General features: G+C 63.4%; 14 protein-coding genes. 5 read left to right on the top strand and 9 right to left on the bottom strand.

Annotated elements, in window-relative coordinates; translation table 11 throughout:
* Positions 1 to 5: 5 nt before the first annotated feature.
* The 3 genes from CU669_RS19330 to CU669_RS19320 all read right to left on the bottom strand — a co-directional run bounded on the left by CU669_RS19330 (position 6) and on the right by CU669_RS19320 (position 5,674).
* Complete coding sequence (locus CU669_RS19330) at positions 6 to 2,303, bottom strand: radical SAM protein (protein ID WP_112147238.1); 2,298 nt, start codon at positions 2,301 to 2,303, stop codon at positions 6 to 8.
* A 99-nt stretch (positions 2,304 to 2,402) separates the two neighbouring features.
* Entirely contained in the window at positions 2,403 to 4,697 is a 2,295-nt protein-coding gene (locus CU669_RS19325) for a B12-binding domain-containing radical SAM protein (protein ID WP_161539734.1), read from the bottom strand.
* Between the two features lie 83 nt (positions 4,698 to 4,780).
* A complete protein-coding gene (locus tag CU669_RS19320) occupies positions 4,781 to 5,674 on the bottom strand; it encodes a class I SAM-dependent methyltransferase (RefSeq protein ID WP_112147236.1) in 894 nt (297 codons plus the stop codon).
* Between the two features lie 113 nt (positions 5,675 to 5,787).
* On the opposite strand from CU669_RS19320, the gene CU669_RS19315 reads away from it, so the two are divergent.
* The 4 genes from CU669_RS19315 to CU669_RS19300 are packed head-to-tail and all read left to right on the top strand — an operon-like array spanning position 5,788 to position 9,146.
* The gene (locus tag CU669_RS19315; RefSeq protein ID WP_239988798.1) at positions 5,788 to 6,471 is read left to right on the top strand and encodes an acylneuraminate cytidylyltransferase family protein; all 684 of its coding nucleotides are present in this window, start codon (positions 5,788 to 5,790) and stop codon (positions 6,469 to 6,471) included.
* Complete coding sequence (gene hisF / locus CU669_RS19310; RefSeq protein WP_112147234.1) at positions 6,468 to 7,250, top strand: imidazole glycerol phosphate synthase subunit HisF; 783 nt, start codon at positions 6,468 to 6,470, stop codon at positions 7,248 to 7,250. Before CU669_RS19315 ends, hisF begins: the two co-directional genes overlap by 4 nt.
* Positions 7,247 to 7,870 carry an imidazole glycerol phosphate synthase subunit HisH gene (gene hisH, locus CU669_RS19305; protein ID WP_112147233.1) on the top strand — a complete coding sequence of 208 codons (624 nt, stop codon included), beginning with the start codon at positions 7,247 to 7,249 and terminating at the stop codon, positions 7,868 to 7,870. Before hisF ends, hisH begins: the two co-directional genes overlap by 4 nt.
* Before the next feature lie 16 nt (positions 7,871 to 7,886).
* Positions 7,887 to 9,146 carry an N-acetyl sugar amidotransferase gene (locus tag CU669_RS19300; RefSeq protein ID WP_112147232.1) on the top strand — a complete coding sequence of 420 codons (1,260 nt, stop codon included), beginning with the start codon at positions 7,887 to 7,889 and terminating at the stop codon, positions 9,144 to 9,146.
* Here CU669_RS19300 and CU669_RS19295 read toward each other — a convergent pair.
* Positions 9,139 to 10,116 (bottom strand): NAD-dependent epimerase/dehydratase family protein, encoded by a 978-nt coding sequence (locus CU669_RS19295; RefSeq protein ID WP_112147231.1) that lies wholly within the window; start codon positions 10,114 to 10,116, stop codon positions 9,139 to 9,141. The genes CU669_RS19300 and CU669_RS19295 overlap by 8 nt on opposite strands.
* 426 nt (positions 10,117 to 10,542) lie before the next feature.
* Here CU669_RS19295 and CU669_RS19290 point away from each other — a divergent pair, with 426 nt between their 5' ends.
* Complete coding sequence (locus CU669_RS19290; RefSeq protein ID WP_112147230.1) at positions 10,543 to 12,387, top strand: hypothetical protein; 1,845 nt, start codon at positions 10,543 to 10,545, stop codon at positions 12,385 to 12,387.
* Positions 12,388 to 12,525: 138 nt separating this feature from the next.
* Here the strand turns inward: CU669_RS19290 and CU669_RS19285 are convergent, their stop codons facing one another.
* The 5 genes from CU669_RS19285 to CU669_RS19265 are packed head-to-tail and all read right to left on the bottom strand — an operon-like array spanning position 12,526 to position 17,864.
* Entirely contained in the window at positions 12,526 to 14,202 is a 1,677-nt protein-coding gene (locus CU669_RS19285) for a nucleotide sugar dehydrogenase (protein ID WP_161539732.1), read from the bottom strand.
* Positions 14,199 to 14,870, bottom strand: coding sequence for a NeuD/PglB/VioB family sugar acetyltransferase (locus tag CU669_RS19280; RefSeq protein WP_112147228.1), 672 nt, complete (start codon positions 14,868 to 14,870; stop codon positions 14,199 to 14,201). Before CU669_RS19280 ends, CU669_RS19285 begins: the two co-directional genes overlap by 4 nt.
* Positions 14,867 to 15,976, bottom strand: coding sequence for a DegT/DnrJ/EryC1/StrS family aminotransferase (locus tag CU669_RS19275; RefSeq protein WP_161539731.1), 1,110 nt, complete (start codon positions 15,974 to 15,976; stop codon positions 14,867 to 14,869). The genes CU669_RS19280 and CU669_RS19275 overlap by 4 nt, the downstream gene beginning before the upstream one ends.
* 17 nt (positions 15,977 to 15,993) lie before the next feature.
* A complete protein-coding gene (locus CU669_RS19270; protein ID WP_161539730.1) occupies positions 15,994 to 16,836 on the bottom strand; it encodes a sugar phosphate isomerase/epimerase family protein in 843 nt (280 codons plus the stop codon).
* A 32-nt stretch (positions 16,837 to 16,868) separates the two neighbouring features.
* Positions 16,869 to 17,864 carry a Gfo/Idh/MocA family protein gene (locus CU669_RS19265; RefSeq protein ID WP_239988797.1) on the bottom strand — a complete coding sequence of 332 codons (996 nt, stop codon included), beginning with the start codon at positions 17,862 to 17,864 and terminating at the stop codon, positions 16,869 to 16,871.
* Between the last annotated feature and the right edge of the window lie 134 nt (positions 17,865 to 17,998).

The raw sequence follows: 17,998 nt of genomic DNA, 5'->3' as shown, positions 1-17,998 counted from the left end.
ACACCTTAGGGATGGGCCAGCATGGCGATACGTTCTTCCATGTCGGCGGCTGCGGCCAGACGTGGGTCCGACTTCAAGGTTCTGTCGATCACCCCGGCGGCGAAGGGGCCGACCCGGACGCCGGATCGCACCAAGCCGACCACCGCCTGTTCATAACGGGCCAGCCGGATCTTGTCGTCGATATAGGGCTCTTCACTCCACCACAGCTCGGTCGGAATCGAGTTGGGGAACTCTTCGTACAAGTCTTCTTTTGGCCGACGATAGTGGATATTGTGCTTTTCCGGCGACAGCCAGTAGATGCTGCCGTTGACGATGCCCAGTTGGTTGATGTTATCGACCTTGGCGACGCATTCCCTGACCGAGGCGAGAAACGCCACGCCTTCATCGATATCGGCGTCGGTCTCGCCGGGGACTCCGATCACCCAATTGACGCTGACCGCGATCCCGGCCTTGTGACAGGCACGAAGATTGTCTTCGACCGTTTTCATGGTGTAGCCCTTGGCCTGCAGCTTCAAGGTGCGGTCCGAGAAGGCGTCGACCCCGAACCGCAGTGCGGTGAAGCCGGCCGCAGCCAGCTTGTCGAAGAAGGCCTGGTCGCTTTTGGCATGAATACGCAATTGGCCGGTGAACAGCACCTTGATGTTGCGACGGATTACCTCGTCGCAAATTTCCAGTAACCGCTCGGGCATGCCGTTGAGGTCGCTTTCGTTAAACATGTAAAGATTACAGCCCTGCGCCGCCAGCCACTGCAACTCGTCGCAGAAATTTGCCGCAGATCTGATCCGCCAATAGAACCGTTCGGCGCAAAACGAGCAGCGCGACCAGCGGCAACCACGGCTGGCGATGATCGGAGTCAGTTGGTAGCCAGTGTAGTTGCGATAGAGGTCCAAAGACGGCACCCAGTCGTAGCGGGGGAAGTCCAGGCGGTCGAGATCATTCTCTCGCGGGCCGGGAACGAACCGGCGGCCAGGCGTATCGAATCGCGACATGATCCCCGGCAGATCCTTGGGTCGCTGGCCGGCCGCCAACATCTGGCACAACGGCCCCACCGTCAGATCGGCCTCGCCGATGCACATGTAATCGGCATCGGGGAAGCCGCGCATTCCCATCGCTTCGTTCTGGCAGGAATAGCCCCCGGCGATGATCGCTATCTCGGGCACTTGCGCGCGCACGGCCTGGGCGATCCGCGATGCGATCCGGCGGTTGCAGGCATGGACCGAAAAGCCCAGAACCTTGGGGCGGGCGGCGACGATCTGCTCGATGATTTCGACGACTTCGTCTTCCACCAGGTGGGTGATCTTGCCGCTGGACCACAATTCATGATGCTCGGGCAGCCACGGTTCGACGGGCAGGACGGTGCCATCGGGCAACGTCAGCGAGCCGACGACGTCGAAGAGCCGGTGCATGTGGTAGCGATGATACGAGAAGACATCGAGGTCGAGAACCTGGAAGCCAAGTCCGGTCTTCTTCAAGGCATTCGAGACGTAGCCGACGCCGTTGGGCATCAGGGCCAGCGTTCGCGCCGGGCAATCGAGAATCAGGACGTCCAGGTCCGGACGGACGACGATGTCGGGAATCGTCAAGGGATAGGCATGCGGCATGGTCGGCGCCCAGGCATCGGCCAGTTGGGGCGCCAGATTACTGGACGACAGCAGTCCGGCATCGATGACCCGCAGCCCAGCCGGTAATCGACGCAGCATCTGGATGCGGTCGAACATCCGGGTTCCGCACAGGAACACCGTCCGTACCGTTGCGGGAAGCGTCGCGGGGGTAACCACCGGCAATCCAAGGTCGGGCGCGGCGGTGGGATCGTCGGCGATCAGGGCGACGGCGAGCCGGGCCAGGTCCGGGGTAAGAGCCAGCAGATCGTCAAGGAACGGCCCGTGGCCATAGAATGCCAAGCCGTCTTCCTCGACCAGCAGGTCGCCCAGCACCTCCCACAGCACCGAAAGGGGGACCACCCCGTTGGTGAAGCAGCGATGAACGCTGAATTGCAGATACTTATCGGTGCCGAAATTGATCGGTGACGACGAGATTTCGCGACGTTTACCTGCCAACGCGCCCAGAGCGATCTGGACATCGGGGGCGCCGGGAGACAGCGCCTCGACCCGCTCGAAAGCGGTACGAGCCTCTTCCCAGCGCTCGAGCCTGGCGCACAACAACCCCAGGCGGCGCAGCAATTCCACGTCGGACGGGCTGCGCCACAAACCCCGGTAGAGCACGTCAACGGCCAAGGCAGGCTTGCCCTTGTGCAGACAGTCCTCGACCTCTCCTAAAATTTGGCTGACGTCCTGGCTGTTCATCGGGACTTCTTCCTTTGCGACGAATCCGGCCGGAAAGTATCGATCGGCAGGACTTTCCAAAGAGTGAAGGTGGGGATGGCCTCCACCAAGGTCAATCGTTCAAGGGTGCGCCGGCATCAGCATGCGGTCGGGGGTCTGCTCGTCTGCCTCCGCTTCGTGGGCATGCAGGGCGCGTTCGATCATCAACGCGGCGAAATCCCCAAAATGAACGTCGCCGTCGCGCAATCCCACGATGGTCCGTTCGTACCGTTCCAGACGGACATGCTGGTCGATATAGGGCTGCTCGCTCCACCATTCCTCGCTGGGAATGTTGATCAGATATTGTTCGAACAATTCCTGCTGGGGCCGACGGAACCTGATGTTGTATTTCTCCGGCGAGACCCAGTAGATGCTGCCGACCTTGATGCGCAGCTGGTTGATATTCTCGACCTTGTCGATATGGTCCTTGAGCCGGATCACATTGGCGATGCTTTCCTCGACATCCGCGTCGGTCTCGCCCGGCACGCCGATCACCCAGTTGACGGCGGTGGAGATACCTGCTTCGTGGCAGGCGCGGAGATTCTGCTCGACGATTTTCATGGTGTAGCCCTTGGCCTGCAGCCTGAGGGTGTTGTCATTGAAGGCATCGACCCCGAAGCGAAGGGCGACGAATCCGGCCTGGGCCAACTTGTCGAAGAACGGCCGGTCGCCCTTGACGTGAATCCGCAACTGGCCCGTCAGCGCCACCTTGATCCCCCGACGGATGATTTCGTCGCAGATTTCAACCAGACGGTCGGGCTGTCCGTTCAGGTCGCTTTCGTTGAACATGAACAGTTTGCAGCCGTGATCGGACAGCCATTCCAATTCGTCGCAAAAATTGGCAGCCGATCGGATGCGCCAATAGAACCGCTCGGCGCAGAAGGTGCATCGCGACCAGCGACAGCCTCGGCTGGCGATGATCGGCGTCAGCTGGTAGCCGTTGTAATTGCGGTAGACATCCAGGGACGGCACCCAGTCGTAACGGGGAAAATCGATCAGATCCAGATTGTTCTGGCGCGGTCCGGGCACGAACCGCCGCCCAGGCGTGTCGAAGCGCGACATAACCCCCGGTTGGTCGATCGGCCGCTGGCCGGTGGCCAAAGCCTCGCATAGCGGACCGACGGTCAGGTCGGCCTCGCCGATGCAGACATAATCGGCCTCGGGGAAATTCAGCCGTCCCAGGGTTTCGTCCTGGCAGGAATAGCCTCCGGCCAGGATGACGATGTCGGGACACGCTTGGCGGACGGTCTCGGCGATGCGACCGGCGATATCGCGGTTGCTGCTGTTGACCGAGAACCCCAGAATTTTCGGACGGGCCGCGATGATCCGCGCGATCGCTTGCTGAATGTCGTCCTCTAAGGCGGTGGTCGCCGTGCCGTTTCCCCACCACTCGGCATATTCGGGCATCCACGGCTCACGCGGCATTTCGGTGCCGTCGGGCAGGATGATCGGCCCGCACAGATCGAACAGCCTGCGGATATGGTAGCGGTGATAGCTGGTCAGATCGAGGTCGAGCACCTGGACCCGCAAAGCCGTGCGAGCCAGCGCGGCCGCGACATAGCCGATGCCGTTGGGCAGCATGGCCAGGACGCGGCCAGGGCAATCGACGATCAATACGTCCAGGTCGGGTTGGACCACGACGTCGGGAATATCCAGGGGATAGGCGTGGCGCTCGGTCGGCTTCCAGGCATAGGCCAGCTTCGCCGCCAGTGGGCCCGAGGCCAGCAGCCCGGCATCGACGATCCGCAATCCAGTGGGCAAACGATAAAACCGCGCCATCCGTTCGGCCATGCCGAAGCCGCACAGAAAGACGGTGCGAACCGATGGCGGCAGTTGGTCCAGCGTCACCACCGGCAAACCACGCGGACCATCCTCGGCCGGGTCATCGACGATCTGGACGAGCGTGGCATCGAGCAGCATCGGATTGTGCGCCAGCAATTCGTCAAGGAACGGGCCGTGCCCGTAAATGGCCAGGCCATCCTCGTCGCATAGCATGTCGCCCAGAACCTCCCACAGGACAGAGCGGGGCAGATCGGCATCCTCGAAGCAGCGCGTGACGCTGAATTGCAGATACTTCCCCCGTCCGATGCGGATCGGTGAACTGGCGATTTCGGCAGGTTTTTCGGCGGCCGTCGCCAGGGCGACGGCGATTTCGGGGTCATTGGGCCGCATCCGGGACAGCTCGCCGAAGGCGTTGTGAGCCTCTTGCCAGCGCTCGAGCCGCACGCATAACCCGCCTAGGCGCCGCAACAGGGCCTCGTCACCCGGATGGTCCCACAGACCCCGATAAAGGACGTCGATCGCCAGAGCCTCTTTACTCGAGGCCATGCAGACATCGACTTCGTCCAGAATATCGCGAACCAAGAAACCAGCCATATCGTCTTGCCCCATGACCCGTTGAAGGCGGAAGGGGGAGATAGCGTGGCACCGATGGATTAAAAACGGGTAAAGCGACCGGATCAGCCGCCCGCTGCGGCCACCACGATCACCGTGTCGGCGTGGCCCGACCGTTCAAGATCGGCGCGATAGGCCTGATCGCACCCTGCGAAGACCTGCTGCAACAGCGGATTGCCGCCCGGCCGACTTTCGCCCAGCCAGGTCAGATGGTTTTCAAGCCCATAGCGTTGGTGGGCGAAGACCTCGCGCGCGGCGAATCCGTGACTTTCCAGCAAGCGAACCAGCGAGGACGGGCTGTAGCTGTAGGGGTGCTGCAACTGGAAGAAAAACCGACGATAGGCGGCGACCCCGCCCGGGGCAAGCAGACTCAGCAGCGGGTCGGCGAGAGAGGGAACCTCGATCACCACCACGCCGCCCGGGGCGAGAACCGCCTTGATGTGGTCGAGGAAAAGCGCCGGTTCCAGGATATGTTCCAGCACATGGAGCAGCACGACGCAATCGAAGCGGCGTCCTTCGGCCTTGATCTCGGTGAAATCCTCGTATTGGCGCAAACCGGGCACCGCATCGCGGAACGGCTTGGTCAGCTGATCGACCTCGAGACTTGCCAGGGCGAGCGTGGGAAACGTCTGGCGGACTGCGGTCAGGAACGGCGCGTCACCGGCCCCCACTTCCAGCAGGCTACCAGCGGCGGCAACCACCGGGCGGAACTTTTCGAGGCTGGCCTGGGCGGCGGCTAGGCCGGGCTGGTAGGCGGCCAAGCCCAGCGCTTCTTTTCGGGTCCGATACTGGCGGTAGTCGATGTCGGGCAGCGGGGCGAGGAAGGCGAAGTCGTCGTTCCGATTGATGTACACCAGGGTCGTATCGCTATCGTGGACGCCCTTGCGCAGCAACCGGAACGGCTCGTCGCGAAACGGACGGGGAAGGCGGGCGAGAAGGGCCGGGTCCGGCTGGTTCATGGCGGGTGACACGTTCCCCGGGGCTGACTATAGTGGCGGCGACGATCATAGTTCCCCGAACGCAGAATGTGTAGAGGAGGTTGTCGGTGCTGCAAAGCAGGCGAATTTTGGCAGTGGTGCCCGCGCGAGGCGGCAGCAAGGGCGTACTGCTGAAGAACATCCGCGCCTTGGCGGGTCGGCCGCTGATCGCCTGGACCGCCGACTGCATCGCGCAAATCCCCGACATCGACCGCGCCGTGGTTTCGACCGACGACGAATCCATCGCCGCCGCCGCCATGGCCGCCGGCCTGTCGGCGCCATTTCGCCGCCCGGCCGAATTATCGGGCGACCGCGTCACCGACTTGCCGGTGCTCGATCATGCCCTGCGAGCCATGGAAGCTCTGGATGCAACCCGCTACGACGTGGTGGTGATGCTGCAACCGACCTCGCCGCTCAGGCTGCCTGGCGATGTCGCCCGGACCCTGGTCCGGTTGGTCGAAGATGACCTGGATGCGGTGTGGACCGTCAGCCCGACCAACGACAAGTATCATCCGGTCAAGCAACTGGTCCTGCGCAACGGGCTTCTGGATTACTGGACGCCCGAGGGCCGCGCCATGCCGCCCCGGCAATTGCTGGAGCCGGTCTATCACGTCAATGGAATCGCCTATGCCCTGACCCGCTCCTGCATCCTGGATCAGCGCAGCCGCCTGGGCCAGCGCACGGCGGCGGTTATCGTCGAGGGCTGCGCCATCAGCATCGACACCCTTGACGACTTCGCCGCCTGCGAGGCCGAATTGATCCGGCGGGGCCAGGCATGAGCGCGGCGGTGCGCCTGATCGCCCACATGGAGATCAAGGGAGAGCATGTCACCAAGGGCATGCGCATGGAAGGGCTGCGCCGGGTCGGCGCGCCCGACGCCCTGATGGAAAGCTATTTCAGCCAAGGCGCCGACGAGTTGCTGTTCACCGATATCGTCGCCTCGCTGTATGACCGCCGCCAATTGCTTGCCCTGCTGGAAATTGCCTCACGGCGCATCTTCGTGCCGGTCACCGCCGGCGGAGGCGTGCGCTCGATGGATGATTTCCACGCCTTGCTGCAGGCCGGGGCCGACAAGGTGTCGATCAACACCCAGGCCCTGCGCACTCCCGATCTGATCGGCCTGGCGGCACGGACCTTCGGATCGCAATGCGTCATCGTGTCGATCCAGGCCAAGAAGCGCGGCGACCATTACGAAGCCTATGTCGATCATGCGCGCCAACCGACCGGCAAGGATGCGGTGGCCTGGGCCATGGAGGCCGAGAATCGCGGGGCCGGCGAGCTTCTGGTCACCGCCATCGACCAGGACGGCGTCGGCCGCGGCCCCGACCTGGATCTGCTGCAGCGCATGGCCCTGGCCGTCAAGATTCCGGTGATCGCGGCGGGCGGCGTCCGTGGCGGCGCCGACATCGCCGCCATTGTCGAACGAACCGGACTGGATGCCGTGGCGATGGCCCGCGCCCTTCATCTCGACGGGCAGACCCTTTCTGCCATCAAGGCCGCCCTGGAGGCGCGGGGGATCGCCACCCGCCCGGCCGATCTTGCCGGGGAACCGTCATGAGCATCGCGGTCGGTGTCATCGACATGGGCACCAGCAATCTGGCCAGCGTCCTGCGCGGTCTGCAGGCCGCCGGTCTGGAACCGACCTTGCTTCGCCGCCCATGGGTCGATGGCGCCTTTGGCCGAGTGGTTCTGCCCGGAGTCGGCACCTTCAAGGCGGGAATGGAGGCCCTGACGCGCATGGGTCTGATCGACCCGATCCGCCGCCACGTCCAGGCCGGGCGCCCGCTGCTGGGTATCTGCCTGGGAGCCCAATTGCTGATGGAGCGCGGCACCGAATTCGGCGACCATGCCGGGCTGGGGCTGATTCCCGGCACGGTGCTGCGCCTTCCCGAAACCCCGGGCCGGCGTATCCCCCATGTTGGCTGGTCAGCCATCGAACCGGACGCGCCATGGGACGAGACCCTGTTGTCGTCCCTGGCGGCGGGTGCCTTCGTCTATTTTACCCATTCCTTCGCCTGCGTGCCCGACGCCCCGTCGCACCGCCTGGCCCATTTCACCTTCGGCCCGCATCGGGCCGCCGCCGCCGTGGCTGTCGGCTCGGCGACTGGCCTGCAATTCCATCCCGAACTCAGTTCCCGAACCGGCCTGGATATCCTGCGCCGTTTGGGACAGTTCTGAACGAGGACACCCCATCATGCCGCTGGAAGCTTATTACGGGTTGCCGACCGAGGTTGTGTTTTGCCGCCGCTGCCTGATGACCAACCAGAAGCCCCATTCGGTCAACGAGACCACTCACACCGCCGCCAGCCGAAAAGCGACGCTGGGCTTCGACGAAAGCGGCCTGTGCGACGCCTGCCGATATGCTGAGATGAAGGACCAGGCCATCGACTGGGACAAGCGCGAGGCGATGCTGCACCAGTTGCTGGACCGCTATCGGCGCCGTGATGGCGGCTATGACGTCATCGTGTCGGGAAGCGGCGGCAAGGACTCGGCGATGACCTCGCACCTGTTGAAATACAAATACGGCATGCATCCGCTGACGGTGACCTGGGCGCCGCACATGTATTCGGATATTGGCCGCCAGAACCTGCAGCGCTGGATCGATGTCGGCGGCTTCGACAACCTGTTGTTCACCGCCAACGGGCGGGTGATGCGCACGCTGACCCGCGAGGCCTTCGAGAATCTTTACTTCCCCTTCCAGCCCTTCAAGTTCGGCATCAAGTTCTGGGCTGCCAAGATGGCCATCAAGTTCGGCATCAAGCTGGTGATGTATGGCGAGCCATATATCGAGTACGGCTCGACCCCGATGGACGACGCCGCCAGTCCGGCTCTGGGACTGAACTACTTTGTCAACGATTCCAAAGACCTGTACCTGGGTGGCCTGCATCTGGACCAATTGAAGGACAAGCACGGCTTGTGCGACAACGACTTGCTGCCGTTCATGCCGCTGCGGTCGCACGAGGTCCAGGGCCACGAACTGCGTGTCGAGTATCTGGGCTGGTACCGCAAGTGGGATCCGCAGCAGGCCTATTACTATGCTGTCGAGAATTGTGGATTCGAGCCCGACGACGAGCGGACAGAAGGCACCTACGGCCGCTATTCGTCGATCGACGACCGGATCGATGGGCTGCATTACTACAGCCACTACATCAAGTTCGGGCTGGGCCGATGCACCTTCGACGCCAGCCAGGAAATCCGCAACGGGCACATCACCCGCGAGGAAGGCATCGCCCTGATGAAGAAGTATGAAGGCGAAGTGCCGCGCCGCTATATGGCCGAATGCCTGGACTATATCGGCATCGGCGAAGACCAGTTCTGGGAACGCACCGACCGCGCCCGGTCACCGCATCTGTGGCACAAGGTCGATGGTGAATGGCGCCTGCGCCACCCGCTGCCGCCCGACGCCCCCGAAGACGGGCCGGCGGCCAATCGCGGCTACCAGTATCTCAGGTAGGCCTAAGCGCACGGTTGGCGACGTACCACTCGGCAAACAGTGGCAGCCCCTGGGCCAGGCTGACCTTGGGCGCATAGCCCAGTGCGACCAGCTTGGCGATGTCGGGGCAGCGCCGGGGCGTGCCGCCGGCCATCAGGGTGCCGGGGGCCACCGCGACGACGCGGCCGAAATGGGTGCCGACCAGCCGGGCGACGTCGGCGATCGCCATCTCTTCGCGGTCGCCGATGTGATAGATGCCCAGATGCTCGCCCTTGTCCATCACCAGCCGGGCGCCATCGACGAAATCGCCGATCCAGTTGAACGACCGGGTTTCGGCCCCGCTGCCCTGGATCGGAAAGCGGATGGTCCCTTCGGGCTGGCTGGCGACCAGGTCGGCCATGCGCAGGACGAATTGCGGCAGGACGTGTTCCCAGCCCATGTCGGGGCCATAGACGTTGTGCGGCCTAAAGATCGCCACCCGGTCAAAGTCGCTGCGGCCGTAATTGACCGCCATCAGCTCGCAGATGATCTTGCCGCCGCCGTAGGAATAGCGGGGATTGAGCGGATCGGGCACCGCCAGCGGCACGGTCTCGGGCGTCGGCACCATCGGCGGGGTCTGGTAGACCTCGGAACTGGATGCCAGCACCAGGTCGCCCACCCCTTCGGCGCGGCAGGCATCCAGCACGTTGATCATGCCCCTGACCGCCACGTCCAGCACCAGCTCGGGCTTGGAATAGAAGAACTCGGTGCCGTTGACGTATGCCAGATGCAGGCAGCTTTCGACGCCCCGCATGGCCCGGCGGACGGCCGCCGGGTCGCGGATGTCGCCTTCGACCATCTCGTATTTTCCGGCGACCTCGGCCAGGCGCCGGGGCGCCCCGCGGGAATTGTCATCCAGCACACGAACCTCCCGGCCCTCGGCGACCAGCCGTCGCACCATGGCCGCGCCGATGAACCCGGTTCCCCCGGTGACCAAAATCCTACCGGTCATCACATCCTCCGTAGCGCCACCCGAAAATACCCGCCGCGACTGGCCGCCGCCACCCCGCAATTTTTCATGCGCAGGTTAGACAATCTTCATTCCGGCCGTAGTACCAAGGAGGGATCGGCCCCGTGCCCAAGGAAAGGAACTCTCCGTGACAGGCGAAGACACCCGCAAGTGCCGGAACGACACGTCCGAGCGCGACAATGACCGCCTTCGCGCCCGGCGCGACGCGTCGCGAGTGCAAAGCGCCAATCCCGACTTCTGGCACCCGATCGACAATTTCGGCCATCATATCGACTGGGGTCAGGAACGGCGCGTCGGGCATAGCAAGTTCATGAATTGTTCTGTCGCCATATCCAACCCCGTTTTGGGATTTTCAGTGAGTCGGGGTATATTTAAATTCCGACACACCTACCGTGCGAGTCTGCTCCCATGCTGAGATTGAACGAGTTTCTCGAGAATGCTTTGAGCCTTGTCGACATACTGCCCGACCTGTCTTTCGTTCACAGCGGCAAGCGGGTTCTGGTGATCGGGTTCACACCGCAGTGGATCTCTTACATGTCGTTGGTCTCAACGGTGCTGATCCACCGCGGCTGCGTCATCGACTTTTTGTGGACCCCGGTTTTCGAACATGACAATGCCGACCGATGGGAGACCGCTCAACAGCTGCACCGCGAAGTTTACCCGGTGCTGACCACACTGGACCATCCCAAGTTCCGGCCGATCAACATCGACGATCTGCCACTGTCGCCGCTGACGCCCGAGCAAGAGGCTCAAGTCCTCGAGCAGGCCGAACACGATACCATCCACGCGATTCGCGAAGTGCGTCTGGATATCGCTGGCCGCCACCGCGCCGCCTTTCGGCGACGCCTGCACATCCTCCAGGAATTTGCCGGCGCGTTGGAAACCTTGTTCCGCGAAAATGAGTACGATGTCGTCCTGACCCCCAATGGGCAAATCTTCGAATGGGGGATTGCCCGTCGCCTGGCAGTGATGCGCGGCCTGCCGGTCTGTACGCTGGAAACCTTCGTCGGCGGGACTGATTTTCAGATATGCACCTCGTGGACCCAGCCCGCCGTCAATTGGAACACGACCATCGTCGCTGATGCCTGGGCCGCTGACGAACCCCATGTCGCCACCGACGAGGTGAAAGCCAATGTCAAGATTCTGATGGGCCGCTTCGACGACGTCGATGACATCTTTTCACACCAGTTCGTTCAAGGTGGTCAGGTCGATGCCTTGCGAGATTCGCTGCGGTTGGATCCCACCAAGCCGGTGGTTCTGGTGATGCCCAGCCTGGGGCATGAGAAGCACAACCGGTTGCAGCACCGTGGATACAAGGACCATGTGGAATGGTTCGAAGAGGTGGTTCGCTTCCTGGCCGGGCGAACCGACTGCAACGTGGTGATCCGCTCGCATCCGTTCCCCTATGACGCCAAATCGGATCCAATGAACCATGGCGCCTCAGGCGAGTTGCCGGAATGTCTGCTGGCCTCGATGTTCGAGCGATTGCCCGATCATTTTCGGTTCATTGGTGCGCGCGACGACGTCAATACCTATGACGTACTGAAGATCGGTGATTTCGTCGTCACGCATCATTCGACCGTTGGCCTGGAAACCGCGTTGATCGGCCGCGCGGCCGTGGCGTGCAGCACCATCCACTACGCCGATAAAGGGTTCACATTCTCCCCCCAGACCAAGGACGAATATATCGCGATTGTCGATGATCTGATCCGCCATCCGGAAAGGGCCCGTCTGACGCCGCGGCAGGTCGAATTGGCCCAGTGCTTCGTCAACGTCTTCTATTTCAAATGGCCGGACCCGTTCCCCTGGCACATCATGCGTCCGCTGTTCCGCCACCCGGATTACCCATTGCGCCGGGTTCTGTCGCTGGAAACCATCCTCGGCCCGATGATGGATACATTCGACAGGCTGGTCTCTGCCACTCCGATTTCCGACGAGGTCAGCGCCAGACAAGTCGATACCTATATGGGAATGATCCGTAATTTCCACGCCGCCGGTGAACTGGGGGTGGTGGCGCAATTGCTGGGGCCGCTTGATCAAATTGATCTGGCCGGTTTGGCGCGGCGTCGGCCCACGACCTTTGCCGCCTTGATGGAATACTGGGAATGGGCGGCCCTGGTCCTGTCCCAACAGGTCCGGTCCATTCCTGCAACCGCCATCCAGGACCAGGCGCGTCGGACTCTGGCGGTTCTGGGTGGTAATGATAGCCTGGACACGGATCATCCGCTTCGCAGGATCGCCGACCTGACCTGACGCCGGAAGCGGTGGCCAAGTCCATCGGCGAATTGGCCCGCGACGGCTTTGTCAAACGGCGCGGTCTGGGGCTTGAGATCGCCCAGTGGGAACGCGTCCAGCAATTGGCCAAGCCGACCCGCGCCCGGGGGGGCTTCCCTAGCTGCCGACCCCGGCATAGGTGATGCCCGGCACGCGCTCGATCTCTGAGCGGTCGAACATGTGCCAGGCGTCGAAGAATACCGAGGGCTTGTTCATTCGGTTCAACAGGTCCAGCACGGCGAGGTGGGTGAACGAGCGGTGGTTGTTCATCAGCAGCACGATGTCGGCTCCCGCGAATCCCTGCTCGGGCGGCATCGTCTCGATGCCCAGCGCGGCCAATTCGGTCGCGCCGACCACCGGGTCATAGCCCCGGATGTTCGCGACCCCGCACGAACGCAGATGATCCAACAGCCACAAGGTCGTCGATTCCCGCAGGTCGGAGGTTTCTGGCTCGCCTTTGAAGGCGAAGCCCATGATGAACACGGTGGCCTCGGCCATGTCCTTCCCCAGCCGACGCAGCAGCGCTTGGCAGCGGTCGCGGATATGGGCTGGCCACAACTCGTTCTCGGCGCGGGCGTCTTTCAGCAAAGTGGCATCCAGGCCGCGCCTTTCGAAGGCATCGGCCAGGATATAGGGATCCTTGCTGAGGCATGAGCCGCCGACACCGGGCGATGGTAGCGGGATGGCGTTACGCGAGTAGCCCAGATTGACCTTGCGGATCAGGTCGTGCAGGTCCAGCCCGACCCCTTCGGCAAAACGCGCCATCTGGTTCGAAAAGGCGAAGATGGTGTCGCGATAGGTGTTGTCCAGCAGCTTGCACAGTTCGGCCGCCTCGATCGAGCCGACATCGATCACCGTGTGGGTGTTTTCGTAGAACAGGCGCAACGCCAATTCGCGACTTTGGGTGTCGAACCCGCCGACGATCTGGGGCAGGCGGCGCAGTTCCTCGAGCGCCTTGCCCTCGATGGTCCGCTCGGGGCAGAAGGCGATCTTGAAGCCGTCGCCGCACCTCAGGCCGGAAGTTTCCTCCAGCAGGGGAATGACCCGCTCGCGGGTGTAGCCGAACGGAACCGTCGATCGCAGGATAACGAAATCGTCCTTCTTCAGCCGAGTGCCGACCGTGCGGATGCTGGCTTCCAGTCCCGAGGTGTCCGGCTTCTTGGTCGTCTTGTCGATGGGGGTGCCGACACAGACGATGTAGATGTCGGCCTGCAAGTCGTCGGGGTTGGCGGTGACCTGCAGGGAATGGCCCACATGGGCATGGATCATCAAATCCAGGCCGCGTTCGAAAAATGGGGATTCCAGCCGGTCGAGGGCCGCGATCAGGTCCGGGTTGCGGTCGTAGCCAATCACCGAGAAACCGCTGTCGGCCATCACCACGCCCAGGGTCAGGCCGACATAGCCCATGCCGATGATCGCCACATCCAGCGATTTGACGTTACTGAGCGGGGCCGCATCGTGGAAGCGCAAGATGTCTGTCACCCGTCCGGCGGCATCGACCACCGGGACGACGGCAATGCGCTTGCTGAGAAGGCGGATGGAATCCTGTTGATCGCGGCCATGGGGAACGGTGACGGGATGGCGGCTGTGGATGTCTCTGGCCGGATCACTAAGGATCTTGCCGGCCAGCAAGGCCCGGCGGACGTCGCCGTCGGTCACCGTCATCACCAGCCGGCCGTCGGATTCGACCAGGAAACAGATGCGTTCCTGCCCCGCCTCGATGACTTGCATCACCGCACGCAGGTCGCTGTCTACCGGAAGGCATAAGCGCCCCACATTATCGTTCGCCTTCATGTCCTCGCCCCCTTGTCGCTGCTGGGCGCCATGACGGCGCGTGCCGGATTTCCACATACCACGGTCGATGGCGCCACGTCCCGGACGACCACCGCCCCGGCGCCAACGACGCAGCCCCGCCCCAGGGTCACCCTGGGCAGGATGGTGGCGCCGGCTCCGATCTGCACATCGCCATGTGCGACGGCTCCGCCGGCTAGAATCGCCCCGGTCCCGGTGAACAATCCGGCACCTAGCCCGCTGTCATGGTCGGCGACGGCGGTGTGGTTCAGGGCGACATCGCGGGCCAGCCTGGCCCCCGGGGCGATTACCGCGCCGGCCAAAATCTGGCAGCCGTCTTCCAGCGTCGCCGATTGGGCGATGGTGGCGGACGGATGGATCAGCGGCGGGAAGGCGAAACCCGCTTCGCGGGCACGGGTGCCGATGCGGCGGCGCAGGGTACTGTCCGGCCGGAAATCCCCGCCGATTCCCAGGGTGGCATGAGCCAATCCTTCGGTTCGCAGCCTCTCCAACTGACTATCGTCTCCCAGCACCGGCACGCCGCCAACCTCGGCGCCGACCGCAAGGGCGGGGTCAAGGATGCCGACCGGACGGTAGAGCCCCTGAAGGCGGATCATGTCGATGACGCAGACGGCATGGCCGCCGCCGCCCAGGATGATCAGCGGGATCATCCTGGGCCGCGCTTTGCGATGAAGTCAAAGATCGCCTCGACGATGCGGTCCTGATCGGCTTCTGGAAGACCGGGCCAGATCGGGATGTCGAGCAGCCTGCGGAACGTCGCCAGCGCCTGTGGGCAGGTGGCGTCGGACCAGCCGAAGCGCCGGGCGTGGTAGGGCTGGATGGTCACCGGCGGGAAGGAAAGACGGGTCTCGATGCCCAGGCCGTCCAAGTGGGCGGCCAGGGGGTCGCGAAGCTCGGGAGCGACGAGGATGACGTACAGGTACCAACTGGATTGCGCCCAGTCGGGAATACGGGCGGCGGTGACGCCCGGCATTGCCGCGAAGGCTTGATCGTAGCGCCGCGCCACCGTGGCCTTGGCGGCGACCACGCCCTCGGCGCGGCCGGCCTGGACCAGTCCGATGGCCGACAAGATGTCGGGCATGCGGTAGTTGAAGCCCAGCCGGGTATGGTGGTAGCGCCCTTCCTGCCCCTGATTGCGCAGGATGCGCAGTTCGTCGGCCAGCGCGTCATCGTCGGTGACGACCATGCCGCCCTCGCCGGTGGTGATGCTTTTATTGGCGAAGAAGCTGAAGGAATGGGCCTGGGCCTGGATGCCGACCGGGCGACCGCGATAGCGGGCTCCCAGCGCCTCGGCGCTGTCGGCCAGGACGGGGATGCCGTGCTCGGCCGCCAGCGCGGCCAGGGCGTCATAGTCGGGCGGCACGCCGTTCATATCGACCGGCATGATGGCGCGGGTGCGCGCGGTGATCAGCGGGCGGACGGTGTCGGCGGTCAGGTTGAAGCCGCCTGCTTCGGAATCGGCCAGGACCGGGGTTGCCCCGACATAAAGCACGGCATTGACAGTCGAGATATAGGTCATCGCCGGGATGATCACTTCGTCGCCCGGGCCGATTCCATGGGCGGCCAGCAGGCAGTGCAGGGTCGCGGTGCCGCTGTTCATGGCGATGGCGTGGCGGGCTCCGGTCAGGGCGGCGACGGCGTCCTCGAAGGCACGGGTCTTGGCGCCCATGGTGATCCAGCCCTGGCGGACCGTCTCGTGGGCCGCCTGGGCCTCTTCCTCGCCCAGCAGCGGCGAGGCAACGGGTATGCGGTCCATGGCTCGTCCCCCCCTTGTCATGCCGCCAAGGCGGCATCCACCCGGTCCAGCGAGCCGATCAGTTCGTCGCGATCGGCACGTCGACACTCGACGCAGTAGATCCTTGGTTCGTCGTCGTCGGTCGGGACCATCTTGATCCGCGCCAATGCCCCCAATTGCCAACTGTCCTGGCCGATCGGCAGGTGCTGGTCGGTCTGACCGTCGTTCTCCGAGATGTGAACCTCACGCAGGCGTCCGCCGAATCGAGCCAGGGCGTGGTCCAGATAGGCCTGGCGGTCGAACCCCAGCAGATTGGCCGATACGTTGAGATGGCCAAGGTCCAGCAGCCAGCCCAATTGCGGCAGTTGGTCCAGGTATTCGGCCAATTCTTCGATGTCGCACATCAGGGAATGCCGTCGTGATTTGCTGGGAAACAGATTCTCGACTAGAAGACGGGTCTGTGGGGCGAATAGCGGCAAGACGGCAGCCAGGGTGGCGATGGCGCGGCGCTGGGCGGCGGCCAGCGAATCTCCGGGGTCGGCGAACTGGAAATCGTCACCGTCGGAGGGGGTGGCCTTGCCCAGGTAGCCGGCATGGACGCCATAGACCGGGGCGCGCGCTGCCCGGGCCAGCCGGGCGGCATGGGCGATCAGGGCGCGGCTTTGCGCCAGTTCGGCGGGGTCCGGGCTGGCCACGTTCAGCACGATGGGATCGGGCGGCGCCGGAAAGTAATTATGCAGCGACAGCAAGACCCCGTCGGCGGCGGTCGTGGCCAACACGGCTTCCATTTCCTCGATGGGTTGCCAGGGATGCGGCGCTGAAACCTCGATTCGGCGCCGACCCAGGCCACGACAGGCGGCGATCGCGTCGGCCAGGGGCATTCGCGGAAAGCAGCTCGTCGAGAGATAGCAGGTCATACGACCTCGATCCGTCCCGACTGGTGCGAGCGTTCGGCGGCCAGGATCAGTTCCATGGTCTCGATCCCTTCCTGCAGCGTTGCCAGCGGCTTTTCCTTGCCCTCACAGCAGGCGATGAAGTGCTTCAACTCGGCGATGTAGGCCAGGTTGAAATCGGCGGGGAACTTCTTGAACACCCGCGAGACCTTGGTTTCCGCGTCGTAGTGGGTGACGGCTCCGGCATAGTGGTCCCACAAGATGTTGCCATGCTCGCCCTTGATCTCCAGGGATTTCTTGTGGTCGCGGCCGAAGATATCGGTGTGGATCGAAGCCACCACGCCCGATTTCAGGCGAACGATCATCTCAGCGATGTCGTCGGCCTTCAGGTCCAATCCGCTGACATGCGCATTGAAGCAGGACACGCTGGCAAAGCCGCCCAGCAGGTAATGGACCAGATCCATGATGTGGCTTTGGTCCAGGATCGACCCGCCGCCCTGGCTTTTTTCGGCCATGTAGAAGGTGCGGTAATCCTCGTAGGGGTGCCAGTCGGGCAGGTATTCGGAAAACTCGCCGCGGGCATAGAGCACCTTGCCGATAATCCCGGAATCGACCAGTTCCTTGGCCTTGGCCACGGTGGGGGCGAAGCGGAAGATGTAGGCCATCACCACCTGGACACCGTTGTCCGCGACCGCCTGCTTCAAGTCGACGATGCCGGCAAGGTCGTGCGCCAGCGGCTTTTCCATCAGGATGTGGGTGCCGCGCTTGGCTAAGACGGTGGCCTGGGGAATGTGCAGCGAGGTCGGCGAGCAGACCAGCGCCGCGTCGTAATGGCCGGCGGCCAAAGCCTCGTCGAAGCTGGCGAAGCTTGTGTTGATGCCGATTTCCTCGATCTCGCGGCGGCGGTCCGCGCGGGTGTCGATGGCGAAGATGTCGCTTGAAGGCACGCCGATGGCGCGAAGGTTGCGGGTGTGGCGTTTGCCGATCGAGCCCGAGCCGATCACCAGATAGCGCATTCTTGTCTCCCTGGGTCAAAGAGTGGAAAATCCGGCCTTTGGCCGGACGACGGTCATGGTATCCCTCGTTTACGTCATAATCCGAAAATCATCAGGATCGATGACGCGGAAATTGTCGGCGACACTATCGCAAA

This window comes from Paramagnetospirillum kuznetsovii, assembly GCF_003284725.1.
GTDB lineage: Bacteria > Pseudomonadota > Alphaproteobacteria > Rhodospirillales > Magnetospirillaceae > Phaeospirillum > Phaeospirillum kuznetsovii.
Note: the sequence above shows the minus strand (reverse complement) of the source record. Positions and strands in the feature narration are given on the sequence as shown.

What these genes read in the sequence shown, in the direction of transcription:
- CU669_RS19265 (WP_239988797.1), bottom strand. Translation starts at nt 17,864, where the DNA reads ATGCGCTATCTGGTGATCGGCTCGGGCTCGATCGGCAAACGCCACACC.
- CU669_RS19280 (WP_112147228.1), bottom strand. Translation starts at nt 14,870, where the DNA reads ATGATCCCGCTGATCATCCTGGGCGGCGGCGGCCATGCCGTCTGCGTC.
- CU669_RS19320 (WP_112147236.1), bottom strand. Translation starts at nt 5,674, where the DNA reads ATGAACCAGCCGGACCCGGCCCTTCTCGCCCGCCTTCCCCGTCCGTTT.
- CU669_RS19290 (WP_112147230.1), top strand. Translation starts at nt 10,543, where the DNA reads ATGCTGAGATTGAACGAGTTTCTCGAGAATGCTTTGAGCCTTGTCGAC.
- CU669_RS19300 (WP_112147232.1), top strand. Translation starts at nt 7,887, where the DNA reads ATGCCGCTGGAAGCTTATTACGGGTTGCCGACCGAGGTTGTGTTTTGC.
- CU669_RS19285 (WP_161539732.1), bottom strand. Translation starts at nt 14,202, where the DNA reads ATGAAGGCGAACGATAATGTGGGGCGCTTATGCCTTCCGGTAGACAGC.
- CU669_RS19325 (WP_161539734.1), bottom strand. Translation starts at nt 4,697, where the DNA reads ATGGCTGGTTTCTTGGTTCGCGATATTCTGGACGAAGTCGATGTCTGC.
- hisF (WP_112147234.1), top strand. Translation starts at nt 6,468, where the DNA reads ATGAGCGCGGCGGTGCGCCTGATCGCCCACATGGAGATCAAGGGAGAG.
- hisH (WP_112147233.1), top strand. Translation starts at nt 7,247, where the DNA reads ATGAGCATCGCGGTCGGTGTCATCGACATGGGCACCAGCAATCTGGCC.
- CU669_RS19270 (WP_161539730.1), bottom strand. Translation starts at nt 16,836, where the DNA reads ATGCCCCTGGCCGACGCGATCGCCGCCTGTCGTGGCCTGGGTCGGCGC.
- CU669_RS19275 (WP_161539731.1), bottom strand. Translation starts at nt 15,976, where the DNA reads ATGGACCGCATACCCGTTGCCTCGCCGCTGCTGGGCGAGGAAGAGGCC.
- CU669_RS19295 (WP_112147231.1), bottom strand. Translation starts at nt 10,116, where the DNA reads ATGACCGGTAGGATTTTGGTCACCGGGGGAACCGGGTTCATCGGCGCG.
- CU669_RS19330 (WP_112147238.1), bottom strand. Translation starts at nt 2,303, where the DNA reads ATGAACAGCCAGGACGTCAGCCAAATTTTAGGAGAGGTCGAGGACTGT.